This window comes from Thalassolituus alkanivorans, from assembly GCF_020447205.1.
GTDB classification, from domain to species: domain Bacteria; phylum Pseudomonadota; class Gammaproteobacteria; order Pseudomonadales; family Oceanobacteraceae; genus Venatoribacter; species Venatoribacter alkanivorans.
Genome location: NZ_JAJAEL010000049.1, coordinates 372,866 through 386,015 on the forward strand (window position 1 = coordinate 372,866; position 13,150 = coordinate 386,015).

Sequence of the window (13,150 nt, forward strand, 5' to 3'; positions counted from 1 at the left end):
GTTCGGTCTTGCTGTAAGTCAGGGTTTGACCTTACGACGTATTTAACATGAGTAATCTTTTTATATGGATGGCTAATGTATGCGTCGGTTCTTGCTGGTTCTTTTGTTGCTGTTGCCAGGCGTTGGGGTAAGTCAGGCTGCTGAGAGGTTAAATGATGCGGAAGCCGTTAATTATGCCGGTAGTCTGCGTTATTTGTCGCAGCGGGTTATGAAAAATTATCTGGCGGTTGGCGCTGCTATTCGCCCCGATAAGGCCCATCAGCAATTGGATGAAAGTGTTGCGGAATTTGAACAACACTTGCAGCAGCTGCTTGATTATGCTGCAGATTCTGATTTGCAAAAATCGTTACGCCAGATCGAATCTTTGTGGCAACAGCAGCGCCAGATGCTGCTGTCCACACCACAAAAAGATCAGGCAAAAACCTTGTTGCAGGATAATAATCGCTTGCTGGCTTTATGTGAGCAAACTACTCATGCCATCAGTCAGGCCATTACTCAAGCCACCAACAGGCCCGAAGCTCTGCTGATTAATATTGCCGGACGACAACGGATGCTATCGCAGAAAATTGCCAAAGCTTATTTTGCTCTTTATTGGAATGTTCAGGATGAGGGGTTAAAGGCCGAATTTGAGCAGGCTGTGCAGCAATTTTCATTGGCCATGACGCAATTGCAGGGTAGCCCTGAGAGTACCGAACAGATTCGTCAGGCGTTGGCCAGGGTTGATTCGCAATGGACTTTTTCCCAGACCGGTTTTGCCTTAAATAAGGAAGGCCGTTATGTGCCGACGGTTATCGCTGTAACGACAGAATCCATTTTGTGGAAAATGGATGCCATTACTCATCAATATGAAGAGTTGATGAATCTCTGAGTATGGAGCGTCGCTGAAATATTTGTACATGGTAGTGGGCATACAAGCTAAGGCACAGCCCAAAGGCTGTGCCTTATGTTTTTTAAAGCGCCCGCTGCTGGTCGCGCAGTGCATCTTCAACGGCAAAGCGCATATATTGATCGTTCTGAGGAATGCGTTTAAGAAAATTCACAATGTCTGTATCCGGCTGCATTTTTCCTAAGGTCTCAACCATGCGGCGCTGCACCAGAGGTTCGTAGGTGGAAATCATCGACATCATCTTTTCCTGCACACCTCTGCCTAATTTAATCAGGGCGTTTTGTGCCTCTTCCGGAATTTTATGATCAAGATCGCCGAGGCTTTCTATCAATAGTTCCTGTGCGCGTAAATCCTGGGTGCGGATATTTCCCAGTACGGTGATCAGATGGCGTTTCATGGTCGTGCGGTAAGGGCCGCTGGCCTGCACGCGCACACGCTCCAATTTACGGATAACGAGGTCTTCTGAAGCCGCCGCGCGCGTTCCGTAAGCAACCAGATACTCTCCGTAAGCATTTAATTCCATGGCATTGCCGTCACCGAATAACCGGTCAGCACATTCTCTTGGCGTACAGGCTTCGGAGTCGGGCAGGTTATAACGGATAAACCACAGGTTCTTCTGTACCTCATTAATGCGCTGGCCTTTGATGATCTGAGCAAACAGCTTTGGATAGCGGCCGAGTATATTCTCGATTAATGCTGCCTGCTGCTGATTTTCTTCGGCGTTACGTTCCAGTGTTGTCAGCAGGTAATACATTGTTTTGGCAGTGTTGTCGTTGAGGGTGTCTTTTTGCTCGTTCAGTTTTTCCAGCAGCAGATTAAAGCTGTTGCTGGCCAGTTCCTGGTTGCCGGCTGCCTTCAGCTGGTTTTTATAAAAATCGGTAATGGGTTTAACCATGTCATTAATGTCCGGCAGCTCGCCACTGTACTGCTGGAATAATTCAGCCCCGATAGCCGGCTGGCGATAAGCGCTGGCTTTAATAATGCGTGCGGTCAGTTCCCCAGCGCTCAGGGCAGGGTTGCCGACTTTTCCTTTTTCTGCCGCCTGAATCAATGACTGCAGTTGATTTTTCAGTTGTAGCGCGGTTTGTGGCTGATAGCTGGGCTTACCGCTGCGCGTATCATCGGGGGATTTATCGCTGTAATTGGATAACGCTGACAGCAGAGGCTGCAGGCGGTCTTCTGGCAGGCGCTGCAGGCTGCTGAGCATGGTTTCCCATTCAGTTGGTGTGATGCCGTTATCTTTGGTAATGGCGTATTTTGCGATGCCTGGAAGATATTCGGACAGATTATGCGGTGCAATCTGTGCCAGCTGGACAAACAGATAGTCCCGGTAGCCAGTAGCGGGATAGCGGCTCTGGGTGAGGGAGTAGAGCACGTTATATTGCCAGTCGTTGCAGTCGTTATCGAAAGGCGCTTTTAATGCAAAAGCGACCAGCTCGGCATTTTTATCCGGGCTTGGGGCTTTATGTAATGTGATTTTTACCTGCTCACGTACGGCGTCACAGGGGTTTTTACCACCACTGCCAATAATGGTTGCAATCTGGGTGCTTAAACCATCAGGGTCGACTTCAATTTCCGCTTTCAGGTAAAAATTTTCGCCATCCCATTTTTCTTCAAGGATCTTTGTTTTTGTCAGCGCGCTGGCAAATGTCTGGTAGTTGGCCTGCACAGTACGGCTGAATTCTTCTTTATCGAGGGTTTCGGTGTTGCTGAAGCTGGATTGCACCTGTACACCGACTTCTTCAATTAACAGCACCTGAAGTTGTTGCAGGGCGGCTTTGCGGGCGGAAACCTTTGAATCATTTTCGCTGGCGTTGTAGGTGTACTCACGCACCATGGTCATCGACTCGGCACTGGCGCTCTGGCTGAATATTGTGCAGATGATCAGTGCCAGCAGCAGCTGTAAATAAGGCTGCTTGGCTGAATATGCGACGGGCATAATGGATAGGGCTTTGGCCATGGATCGTCCTTGCTGAAAATTTCTGATTCGGGTGAGGATATTACTGATAACTGTCTCGTCAGTCAGCAGTGAAACGTTTTTGCGGGCTATAAAAAAACCGCCCGGAGGCGGTTTTCAGTCAGTAACAGACGGCGACGTACGTTGTCGCCTGTCGGTGTTACTTGTTGTGCTCGTCGGCTTCTGTTGCTGTTTCAGCTTCAGTTGCCGCAGTGGTTTCTGCCGCTGGTTCAGCGTCAGCTACAACCACAGATTCGGCAGCTGGCTCTGCAACGGCTTGCTCGGCCGGTGCTGCTGCCTGTTCCGCACTATCCGCATTGCGGCGGTTGCGCGGATCATTAGGCGCACGACCTCCCGGGTTGCGACGACGTCCACGACGGGATGCACGATCATTGCCCTGGGTTGCTGTAGCTGCTTCTTCCTGAGAAGTCGTTACTTCTGCTTCGCTTGTTTCTGCTTCGGTTGCTTCTGCCAGGGCCTTTTCTGTGGCGGCTGGTTTTTCCTCAGCAACAGTCACTTCAGGCTGGGAGGCCGTTCCTTCAGCTGGCTGAGCGACAGCTTCCTGCGCTTCAGCTGCTTCAGTAGTCTGTACTTCTGCAGTTTGTGTTTCAGCAGCAGGGGCTTCAGTGACTTGAGTATCAGTGGCCAGAGTTTCAGTGGTATGAGCCTCTGTAGTCTGGGTTTCTGCAGCTGCAGGAGCTTCAGTCGCCGGAACTTCCGCTACGGCTTCCTGAGCATCAGCACTTTCAACAGCTGCTGACTGCTCAGCGGTTTCTGCTTTTACTTCGCTGGTCTCAGCATTGGCTGCTTCGACAGCGGCATCCGCTGCATTGGCGTCAGTGTTTTCCCCGTTGTCTGCTTCAGCGGCACCGGCTTTGGCCGGGCGGTCGTCACGGTTGCGGTTGCGGCGACGGCTGTTACGTGAGCGGCGGGTTGTCTTTTCGCCATTCTCATCAGCGTTGCTTTCGCTGCCCGCATCCGTGCTGTTACCGGCATCGGCAGGGGGTGCTGCATTTTCGCTTACAGCACTATCTGCAGCTACTACAGCCTGTTCTTCAGCGGCCTGTTCGTTGCTGTTTTCTTCAGTGTTGGCAGTGTTAGCCTGGGTATTGTTGCGCTCGCCCCGTTCACCACGGTTGCGACGACGACGACCCTCTGGGCGGCCTTCGCTGCTGCGGTTACCGGCATCGGCGGTTTCGCTGGCCACTACGCTGCTGGCTGCTTCGTTTTCGGTCAGTTCAACTTTGTCATTGCGGACTTCGTTGCGTGGTGCACGATTGCCGCTGCGGTCACGGCGTGGTGCACGTGGTTCGTTGCTGGCTTCGGCTTCATTGCGCTCGGCACGGTTGTCGTTACGTTCACCGTCGTTACGGTTATCGTTGCGATTGCGGGCAGGGCGGTCATTACGGTTGCGACCGGAGCGTTCGCCACGACCTTCGTTGCGGCTTTCGCTACGGGTTTCGCTGCGATTGCCGCGCTCGTTATCACCATCGCTGCGGTCATCGCGGTTGCGCTCGTTACGATTGCGGTTGCGGCCACGGTCATTGCGGTTGCGTTCGTTACGGTTGCGCTCATTGCGGCCGTTACTGCTTTCTTCGCGGGCTTTTTTCGGCGCAGGTTTTTCTTCCTGCTTTTCACCGCCATCAAACAGCGCAGACAGGGCGCTGCCAATTTTGCTCCACAGACCTTTGCTGGCTGTTGCTTCGCTTGTCGTTGCAACCGGTGCAGCGGCAGGAACGCTGTGAGCACCGGCTTTAACCGCAGCTTGCTGTACTTTGCTGGTTTCGCGGATGGTCAGATCCAGACCGTATTCGGTCTCTTCTTCTTCCATCTTGTGTTCGTAGCTGACTTCGCCGATCAGGCTGTCATCCGGACGCAGACGCAATACTTCGTAGTGCGGTGTTTCCATGTTCGGATTCGGCAGAACCACGACTTTACTGCCGTGACGGGCTTCGATACCGGCGATCAGGGTGCGTTTTTCGTTCAGCAGGAAGGTAGCAACGGATACCGGCACAATGGCGCGGATCTGTCCGGTGTTCTCTTTTGCGGCTTCTTCTTCGATCAGGCGCAGAATTGACAGACCGGTAGACTGAATATCACGCACAACACCAGTACCGTTACAGCGCGGGCATACGTGGCCGCTGGTTTCTTCCAGCGACGGACGCAGACGCTGACGCGACATTTCCATCAGACCGAAGCGGGAAATACGGCCAACCTGTACGCGGGCACGATCCACTTCCAGTGCTTTCTTCAGGCGGGTTTCAACTTCGCGCTGATTCTTGCTGGACAGCATGTCGATAAAGTCGATCACTACCAGGCCGCCCATATCGCGCAGGCGCAGCTGGCGGGCAATCTCGTCGGCCGCTTCCAGGTTGGTGTTCAGTGCGGTTTCTTCGATATCGGCACCTTTGGTGGCGCGCGCCGAGTTGATGTCGATAGACACCAGGGCTTCGGTTGGATCGATAACGATAGAGCCACCGGATGGCAGTTTCACTTCGCGCTGGAAGGCCGATTCGATCTGGCTTTCAATCTGATAGCGGTTGAACAGCGGTACGGCATCGGTGTAGCGCTTGAACTTGTTCTGGTAGTGCGGCATGACCTGCTGCACAAAGCCCAGAGCTTCTTCGTAGGCGGCATCGGTGTCGATCAGTACTTCACCGACGTCCTGACGCAGGTAGTCACGGATGGCACGGATGATAACGTTGCTTTCCTGCAGCAGCAGGCAAGGAGCAGGGCGCTCGTCGGAGGCGCGCTTGATGGCGTCCCACAGGTGAACCAGATAATTCAGGTCAGCCTGCAGTTCTTCGGCGCTGCGGCCAATACCGGCCGTGCGGACGATAACGCCCATTTTGTCCGGTACGGTCACACCTTTCATGGCTTCACGCAGTTCGGTGCGTTCGTCGCCTTCGATGCGGCGGGAGATGCCGCCGGCACGTGGATTGTTTGGCATCAGTACCAGGTAGCGGCCAGCCAGGGATACCTGAGTGGTCAGTGCGGCACCTTTGTTACCACGCTCTTCTTTGTCGACCTGAATGATGACTTCCTGACCTTCGCGCAGCACATCTTTGATGTTGATGCGGCCTGGGCCTGGGTCTTTAACAAAGTATTCGCGGGCAATTTCTTTCAGTGGCAGAAAGCCGTGACGCTCAGCACCGAAGTCGACAAACGCGGCTTCCAGGCTGGGTTCGATGCGGGTGATTTTACCTTTATAGACATTGGACTTCTTCTGCTCGCGGGAGCCGGACTCAATATCGAGGTCGTAGAGTTTCTGGCCATCTACAAGGGCTACACGCAACTCTTCAGGCTGAGTTGCATTGATAAGCATTCTTTTCATGCTGTACGTTAAGCTCGTTCTGGCAACGTACCGGCTGGCAATGCCGGACTATTCCGGCCACTACCAAAATATTTATGGGTGCTTTGCAGCAGTTGTCAGCGCCGTTTTCGGGTCGCCTGACCTGTCTCGCAGTGGTGCCTCTGGTTTGTTGTGCACCAACACTGTCCATAATTTGATAATGCGAGATTGCCCGCAGGTCGCTGCGTGGTTTATCTCACTGGGCGGGCGGCCATTGGCCTGCGCTCGCCGTAATTATTCGTCAGGAAGAGTTTTAACAGTATGTCTTCTTCCTTATACTCTGCCGCTTGATCGGCCTGGCCTCGCCTTTCGGCTGATCTTGATCGTCGGCTGGGTTGTACGCTTTCTCTGTGCCGACCAAGGCCGTGGGCGAATATAGCAACATTGGTTGCGCCCCGCAAATGCCATACCACAAATAAATCCGCCGCCTGGGCTGCTTCGAACCTATGTCAAATCACGAAATCGATACCGGTAAAGTATCGCTGTTGACGGTGACCGCCGATAACGATGGTCAGCGTGTCGATAATTTTCTTATCTCTGTTTTAAAAGGTGTGCCCAAGACGCTGGTGTACCGCATCATCCGTAAAGGCGAGGTGCGGGTAAATAAAGGAAGGGTGAAGGCGGATACCCGCCTGGTGTCTGGTGATGTGGTGCGGGTGCCGCCGCTGCGGATTGCCGAGCGCGATGAGACGCCGGATGTATCACCGGCACTGCAGGAAATTCTGCAGAATGCCATCCTGCATGAAGATGATGGTCTTCTGGTGGTGAATAAACCCCACGGGCTGGCCGTGCATGGTGGCAGCGGGGTGAATCTGGGGCTGATTGAAGCCTTGCGTAAAATGCGCCCGGATCATCGCTTTCTTGAACTGGTGCATCGTCTCGATCGTGATACCTCGGGCGTTATTATGATTGCCAAAAAGCGTTCAGTACTGACGGCTTTGCAGCGCATGCTGGCGAACAAATCAGGTATCAGTAAAAAGTATCTGGCCATGGTGCACGGGCATTGGCCTGCTTCTGTGACCGAAGTGCGCGAACCGCTGCTGCGTTTTGAACGCCAGTCCGGTGAGCGCATGGTGATGGTGAGTCCGGAAGGTAAAACGTCACTGACCAAAACCACCCTGAAGGCCTCGGGGTCGCATTACTCATTAATAGAAGCAGAGCCGGTGACCGGGCGTACCCATCAGATTCGGGTGCACTGTCAGTTTCAGGGCTGCAGTATTGCCGGTGATGTGAAGTACTGCGACCGCTCGCAGCAGGATATCGACAAGCGTCAGGGGGTTAAGCGTTTGTTTCTGCATGCCTGGCAGTTGTCTTTCCGCCATCCTGACAGTGGTGAGCGCCTGCAGATCAGTGCGCTGCCGGACGATGAATTCAGCAGTATTTTAAAGAAGGCGGGGTGTGAGTTTGCGCTTTAAACTGATTATTTTTGACTGGGACGGTACGCTGGTCGACTCCACCCAGCGCATTGTTGACAGTATGCAGCAGGCCGCCGGCGAGGTGGGACTGCCGCAGGTGCCAGATGCTGCAGTACAGAACATTATTGGTCTTGGCTTGCCGGAGGCGCTTCGTACGGTATGGCCGGCGATTGATGAGCCGCAATTGCAGGCCATGACGCAGGTGTATGCGCGCTATTTCGTCGCTGACAGTCAGGTTGCCATGGGCTTCTTTCCCGGAACTCCGGAGTTTCTGGAAGGTCTGGTTGAGCGGGGCCATTTACTGGCGGTTGCTACTGGCAAAAGCCGGCGCGGACTCGACCGGATGCTGCGCGACCTGAAAATAGGGCACAGATTCGCTGCGACCCGCTGTGCCGATGAAACCCGCTCGAAGCCGCATCCGCAGATGCTCAGGGAATTGCTGAGTGAGCTGAACATTGCGCCGGATGAGGCGCTGATGGTCGGCGATACCACCTACGACCTGGATATGGCCAATGCTGCCGGTATGGCGTCTGTGGCCATGGGGCATGGCGCGCATGATGATCGCGTGCTTCTGGCTTGTGGTCCGCTGGCCATCTGCCATAGCATTCAAGAACTTAACGACTGGATACGTATTAATGGATAACGAAAACCTTAACCAGAATCAGCCGGCAAACCGCCCGGACGATAACAGCAAAGAATGGAAGCTGATCGAAAAAGTACTGATGGATATGCAGGGCGAGCAGAAGCGCGCCCGTCGCTGGGGTATTTTCTTTAAAGCGCTCACCTTTATTTACCTGTTCGCCATTATCTGGCTGCTGCGCATGCCGGGCGAGCATGGAACAGAAATGCTGCCGGAAGGAAATTATGCGGCCGTAATTGAGGTGAATGGGGTAATTGCTGCCGATCAGGACGCCAGCGCTGATGCGCTTATTGGTGCATTGCGTGACGCCTTCGATGATGAGAAGGCACTGGGTGTAATTTTGCGCATTAACAGCCCGGGTGGCAGTCCGGTACAGGCCGGTTACGTCTATGACGAAATCAAACGTCTGAAAGAAACCCGTCCTGATTTTCCTGTGTATGCGGTGATTATGGATCTGGGTGCTTCCGGCGCTTACTACATTGCCGCGGCGGCGGATGAAATCTATGCCGATAAAGCCAGTCTGGTGGGCTCTATCGGTGTGGTGGGCTCCGGCTTTGGCTTTGTGAAAGCGATGGAGAAGTTCGGCGTCGAGCGTCGCCAGTATACTGCCGGTGAGCACAAGGGCTTCCTTGATCCTTTCCTGCCTGAGAATGAAGATGAAAAAGCCTTCTGGCAGGGCGTGCTCAAGGTTACCCATAAGCAGTTTATCGAGCAGGTGAAGCTGGGTCGCGGTGAGCGTCTGAAAGATGATCCGAATCTGTTTTCTGGTCTGGTGTGGTCTGGTGAGCAGGCGCTGGATCTGGGGCTGATTGACGGGCTGGCATCCAGCAGTCAGATTGCCCGGGAAAAACTGGATACCGAAGAACTGGTTAACTTTACCTACCAGCCAAGCCCCTGGGATGAGCTGGTGAAGCGCTTCGGTGCAAGTATGGGGCGTGGCTTTGCGACGCTGCTGACTGAGCAGACTCTGAGTCTGCGTTAAATAATTTTGACAGAGGGGCTTTGCGTACCTATGATGTCGCGCACTATGGCAGAGGCTCAGCTTCCCAAGCGTGTTGATGCGGTAAAACTGGTTACTGTTGGACAGCAATTCAGTGCCGATATTGACAGCAAACAGCTAACCAGGCTTAACGAAGCAGTCGAAGACTGCGTCGCTCCTGTTCACTGCGAAATTCGTTTCGAACGTGATCAGGAAAAGCACCGGTTACTGCAGGGCAGCTGTAATACAAGTGTTGTCATGATCTGTCAGCGCTGTCTCGGGAATGTCACCATTCCTGTGGAAAGCAGCTTTCAGCTGGGACTTGTATTTGACGATGATCAGGCCAAGCAATTACCGAAACGGTTTGAGCCGGTCGAAGTTGACGAAAATGGTCAGCTGGATCTGTGGTCAGTGATGGAAGACGAAGTGCTGCTGGCACTGCCCATGTTTCCAACACACCCGGAAGGCGATTGTCAGTTTAAGCAACCTGAGTCGAAGCCGGAAACAACAGATTCAGACGACAAACGACCCAACCCGTTTGACGTTTTAGCTAAGCTCAAACAGAAATAGCGAATAGTTAGGAGCCTAAAATGGCGGTTCAGCAAAACAAAGTAACTCGTTCCAAGCGTGGCATGCGTCGTTCACACGATGCTCTGGACACTGCAGTAATGGCACTGTCTACCGATCCGACTTCTGGTGAAACTCACCGTCGTCACCACGTAAGCGCTGACGGTTTCTACCGTGGCAAAAAAGTCGTGGAGACTGGCAACAACTAATATGTTTACCGTTGCGGTAGATGTAATGGGCGGGGACTTAGGTCCCCGCGTTGCGTTTCAGGCCTGTAAGAAATTCCTCAAGTCGCGCCCGGATGTTCATCTGATTGTGGCGGTGACTCAGGACTTCGCTGATGAAGCGGAGTCGTTCTTTGCTTCCCGTAAATCTCGGGTACGCATTCTCCTTTGTGAAACCCAGATATCCATGCAGGATAAACCCGCGCAAATGCTGCGCCAGGGGCTGAAGTCAACCATGGCTGCGGTGCTGCATGAATATCAGCAGGGTCGCGCACAGGGTGTGCTTTCTGTTGGCAATACCGGGGCACTGATGGTGCTTGCCCGTCATCTTTTGGGGATGCTGCCTGGTCTTGACCGTCCGGCGCTGGCAACCCAGCTGCCCACGCGCAAAAAACCACTGCTGATGCTCGATCTGGGCGCCAATTTAGGTGTCAGCGCTGATCAGCTGGTGCAGTTTGCCTGTATTGGTGCGGCCTGGAGTTGCACCCAGTGTGCGATGGCGCCACGCCTTGGTCTCCTGAATGTTGGGCGCGAGTCAACCAAGGGGACGGATAATGTGCGTCATGCGGCCGAACAGCTGCAGCGTATTATGCCGGACTACTATGTCGGCTTTTACGAAGGTGATGACCTCTACCGCGGCGAGCTGGATGTACTGGTAACCGATGGTTTTGCCGGCAATATCGCCCTGAAGGCCAGCGAAGGGTTGTCGGAATGGCTCAGTGAGCAGCTGCAGAGCGAATTCCGCAATACCTGGTTTTTGCGCTGGCTGTCATTCCTTTGGGCGCCGGCCATTGGTCGCATTGAACGGCGCATATCACCGGCCCGTCATGGTGGTGCTTTGCTGCTGGGGCTGGATGGTGTGGTAGTTAAAACCCATGGCAAATCCGACGAGCGCGCTTATCGCTATGCGCTGGAGTACCTGCTACAGAAGGTTGAGCGCTTCGACAAACCCCGTTTGCTGGCCGAGCTTAATCGTCTGCAAAATCATTGAGCGGTGAATCTGATTCAATAATATTGTGCATTGTTGACTATTTATTGTAACAATTGCTCTCCATATTATGTGTCCGGCTTTCGGCACTGATGTTGGAACGCAATTGATAGCGCGTATTCAGAAACGTTATTCAGAATTCGTACAACAGTGATTTTTACCGTGAATACAGGGCAAGTGATGACCGATGTAATTGCATTCTTCCCCGGTCAGGGCGCGCAGCAGGTTGGTATGCTGGCGGATCTGGCGGCCGAATATCCTCAGATTCAGAGCACCTTTGCACAAGCGTCTGAATCCATCAATCTTGATCTCTGGGCCATGTGTCAGGACGGCCCGGCAGAAACGCTGAATCAGACCTATAACACTCAGCCAGCGTTGCTGACGGCCAGCGTTGCTTTATGGCGTGTACTGCAGGAAACCTGTCCGGCGCTGAATGTTATTGCCGGAGCAGGACATTCTCTGGGAGAGTATTCCGCACTGGTTGCTGCCGATGCGATCGATTTTGCCGATGCTGTGCGTCTGGTAAAAAAACGTGGTGAGCTGATGGAAGCTGCGGTACCGGCGGGTCAGGGTGGCATGGCCGCCGTACTGGGCCTGGAAGAAGATCAGATTCGCGCCGTGTGTGCTGAGGCTTCTGCTGCCGGTGTGGTTGAGCCAGCGAATTTTAATGCACCCGGCCAGATTGTTATTGCCGGCGCCATGAGCGGTGTGGAAAAAGCCATTGAGCTTGCCAAGGCTGCAGGCGCCAAGCGCGCACTGCCATTGGCGGTCAGCGGTCCGTTCCACTCCAGCCTGATGAAAGCCGCAGCCGAAGAATTTGGCGAAGCACTGAATGCGGTTTCCTTCCGCGCACCGGCATTTCCGGTGTACCACAACGTTGATAATGCGGTGGCAACTCTGGCAGAAATTCCATCGCGTCTGCTGGCGCAGCTGTACAGCCCGGTTAACTGGACTGGTGCCGTACAGGCTTGCCGCGGACGCGCCGATAATGCGATTGAATTCGGCCCGGGCAAAGTGCTCAGCGGCCTGAACAAGCGCATCGATAAAACGCTGGCAACCCATAATACGGGTGATGCCGCGTCCTTACAGGCAACCATTGCCTTTATTCAAGGATCCTGAATATGAGTGAAAAATTACTCGCCCTGGTGACTGGCGCTTCCCGCGGCATTGGTCGCGCGATTGCCGAACGTCTGGCGCGTGACGGCTATCGTGTTGTTGGTACCGCAACCAGCGAATCCGGTGCAGCTTCTGTACGCGAAGCGCTGCAGCAGATTGACGGTGATAACGATGCACTGGTGCTGAATATTGCCGATGCGGCACAAACAGACAACGCCCTGAAAGAGTTTTTGCAGAATTACGGCACGCCACGGGTTGTGGTGAATAACGCCGGAATCACGCGCGACAACCTGTTTCTGCGCATGTCGGATGACGAGTGGGGCGAGGTGATTAACACCAACCTCACCGGCGTATTCCGCGTATGCAAATCCATGGTTAAGCCGATGCTGAAGCAGAAGGCCGGCGCCATTATTAATATCAGTTCCATTATCGGTACTACCGGTAATGGCGGGCAGGCAAACTACGCTGCTGCCAAGGCGGGTCTGGAAGGTTTCAGCCGCTCTCTGGCGCAGGAAATTGCCAGCCGGAACATCACGGTGAATTGTGTCGCGCCGGGATTTATTCAAACAGATATGACGGAAATCTTGCCTGAAACGCAAAAAGAGGCGATCCTAGCCACCATTCCAGGCAAGCGCTTCGGACAGGTAGAAGAAATCGCTGGTGCGGTTGCTTTTCTGGCCGGAAACGACGCGAAATACATTACAGGCCAGACCATTCATGTGAATGGCGGCATGAATATGGGCTGAGGTCATTAAGACCACCAGGAAACTTGAAACGGTAGGAAAAAACCATGAGCAACATTGAAGAACGCGTAAAGAAAATCGTATGTGAACAGCTGGGTGTTAAAGAAGAAGATGTTAAGGCTTCATCCTCTTTTGTTGACGATCTGGGCGCGGATTCTCTGGATACTGTAGAGCTGGTTATGGCTCTGGAAGAAGAATTCGAAACTGAAATTCCTGATGAAGACGCTGAGAAGCTGACTACCGTTCAGGAAGCGATCGACTACATCATCGCCAACCTGTAAGG

12 protein-coding genes are annotated in these 13,150 nt (G+C 53.5%); 10 read left to right on the forward strand and 2 right to left on the reverse strand.

The window, feature by feature from the left end:
* Positions 1–79 precede the first annotated feature (79 nt).
* Positions 80–868 (forward strand): type IV pili methyl-accepting chemotaxis transducer N-terminal domain-containing protein, encoded by a 789-nt coding sequence (locus LGT44_RS19720; protein ID WP_145468787.1) that lies wholly within the window; start codon positions 80–82, stop codon positions 866–868.
* Between the two features lie 82 nt (positions 869–950).
* Here LGT44_RS19720 and LGT44_RS19725 read toward each other — a convergent pair whose 3' ends face one another.
* On the reverse strand, positions 951–2,846 hold the full coding sequence (locus tag LGT44_RS19725) for a hypothetical protein (protein ID WP_230333685.1): 1,896 nt from the start codon (positions 2,844–2,846) through the stop codon (positions 951–953).
* A 157-nt stretch (positions 2,847–3,003) separates the two neighbouring features.
* Positions 3,004–6,177: a ribonuclease E gene (gene rne / locus LGT44_RS19730; protein ID WP_408033939.1), complete on the reverse strand. Its 3,174-nt coding sequence runs from the start codon at positions 6,175–6,177 to the stop codon at positions 3,004–3,006.
* Positions 6,178–6,641: 464 nt separating this feature from the next.
* Between rne and rluC the strand changes: the two genes are divergently transcribed.
* The 9 genes from rluC (at position 6,642) to acpP (ending at position 13,148) form a co-directional block, all read left to right on the forward strand.
* Positions 6,642–7,610, forward strand: coding sequence for a 23S rRNA pseudouridine(955/2504/2580) synthase RluC (rluC, locus tag LGT44_RS19735; protein WP_230333687.1), 969 nt, complete (start codon positions 6,642–6,644; stop codon positions 7,608–7,610).
* Positions 7,594–8,253, forward strand: a complete 660-nt coding sequence (locus tag LGT44_RS19740) for an HAD family hydrolase (protein WP_230333688.1) — start codon at positions 7,594–7,596, stop codon at positions 8,251–8,253. Before rluC ends, LGT44_RS19740 begins: the two co-directional genes overlap by 17 nt.
* Positions 8,246–9,232: a S49 family peptidase gene (locus tag LGT44_RS19745; RefSeq protein ID WP_230333689.1), complete on the forward strand. Its 987-nt coding sequence runs from the start codon at positions 8,246–8,248 to the stop codon at positions 9,230–9,232. Before LGT44_RS19740 ends, LGT44_RS19745 begins: the two co-directional genes overlap by 8 nt.
* Before the next feature lie 30 nt (positions 9,233–9,262).
* On the forward strand, positions 9,263–9,799 hold the full coding sequence (locus tag LGT44_RS19750) for a YceD family protein (protein ID WP_145468781.1): 537 nt from the start codon (positions 9,263–9,265) through the stop codon (positions 9,797–9,799).
* Between the two features lie 20 nt (positions 9,800–9,819).
* Positions 9,820–10,005 carry a 50S ribosomal protein L32 gene (rpmF, locus tag LGT44_RS19755; RefSeq protein ID WP_230333690.1) on the forward strand — a complete coding sequence of 62 codons (186 nt, stop codon included), beginning with the start codon at positions 9,820–9,822 and terminating at the stop codon, positions 10,003–10,005.
* 1 nt (position 10,006) lies between these two features.
* Entirely contained in the window at positions 10,007–11,011 is a 1,005-nt protein-coding gene (plsX, locus tag LGT44_RS19760; protein WP_230333691.1) for a phosphate acyltransferase PlsX, read from the forward strand.
* A gap of 177 nt (positions 11,012–11,188) precedes the next feature.
* Positions 11,189–12,127 carry an ACP S-malonyltransferase gene (gene fabD / locus LGT44_RS19765; RefSeq protein ID WP_230333692.1) on the forward strand — a complete coding sequence of 313 codons (939 nt, stop codon included), beginning with the start codon at positions 11,189–11,191 and terminating at the stop codon, positions 12,125–12,127.
* A 2-nt stretch (positions 12,128–12,129) separates the two neighbouring features.
* Positions 12,130–12,870 (forward strand): 3-oxoacyl-ACP reductase FabG, encoded by a 741-nt coding sequence (gene fabG, locus LGT44_RS19770; protein WP_230333693.1) that lies wholly within the window; start codon positions 12,130–12,132, stop codon positions 12,868–12,870.
* Positions 12,871–12,914: 44 nt separating this feature from the next.
* Positions 12,915–13,148: an acyl carrier protein gene (acpP, locus tag LGT44_RS19775; RefSeq protein ID WP_145468776.1), complete on the forward strand. Its 234-nt coding sequence runs from the start codon at positions 12,915–12,917 to the stop codon at positions 13,146–13,148.
* Positions 13,149–13,150 lie beyond the last annotated feature (2 nt).

Excerpts from the sequence above, each read along its gene's own strand:
- LGT44_RS19720 (WP_145468787.1), top strand. The coding sequence starts at position 80 with ATGCGTCGGTTCTTGCTGGTTCTTTTGTTGCTGTTGCCAGGCGTTGGG.
- LGT44_RS19725 (WP_230333685.1), bottom strand. The coding sequence starts at position 2,846 with ATGGCCAAAGCCCTATCCATTATGCCCGTCGCATATTCAGCCAAGCAG.
- rne (WP_408033939.1), bottom strand. The coding sequence starts at position 6,177 with ATGAAAAGAATGCTTATCAATGCAACTCAGCCTGAAGAGTTGCGTGTA.
- rluC (WP_230333687.1), top strand. The coding sequence starts at position 6,642 with ATGTCAAATCACGAAATCGATACCGGTAAAGTATCGCTGTTGACGGTG.
- LGT44_RS19745 (WP_230333689.1), top strand. The coding sequence starts at position 8,246 with ATGGATAACGAAAACCTTAACCAGAATCAGCCGGCAAACCGCCCGGAC.
- LGT44_RS19750 (WP_145468781.1), top strand. The coding sequence starts at position 9,263 with ATGATGTCGCGCACTATGGCAGAGGCTCAGCTTCCCAAGCGTGTTGAT.
- rpmF (WP_230333690.1), top strand. The coding sequence starts at position 9,820 with ATGGCGGTTCAGCAAAACAAAGTAACTCGTTCCAAGCGTGGCATGCGT.
- plsX (WP_230333691.1), top strand. The coding sequence starts at position 10,007 with ATGTTTACCGTTGCGGTAGATGTAATGGGCGGGGACTTAGGTCCCCGC.
- fabD (WP_230333692.1), top strand. The coding sequence starts at position 11,189 with ATGACCGATGTAATTGCATTCTTCCCCGGTCAGGGCGCGCAGCAGGTT.
- fabG (WP_230333693.1), top strand. The coding sequence starts at position 12,130 with ATGAGTGAAAAATTACTCGCCCTGGTGACTGGCGCTTCCCGCGGCATT.
- acpP (WP_145468776.1), top strand. The coding sequence starts at position 12,915 with ATGAGCAACATTGAAGAACGCGTAAAGAAAATCGTATGTGAACAGCTG.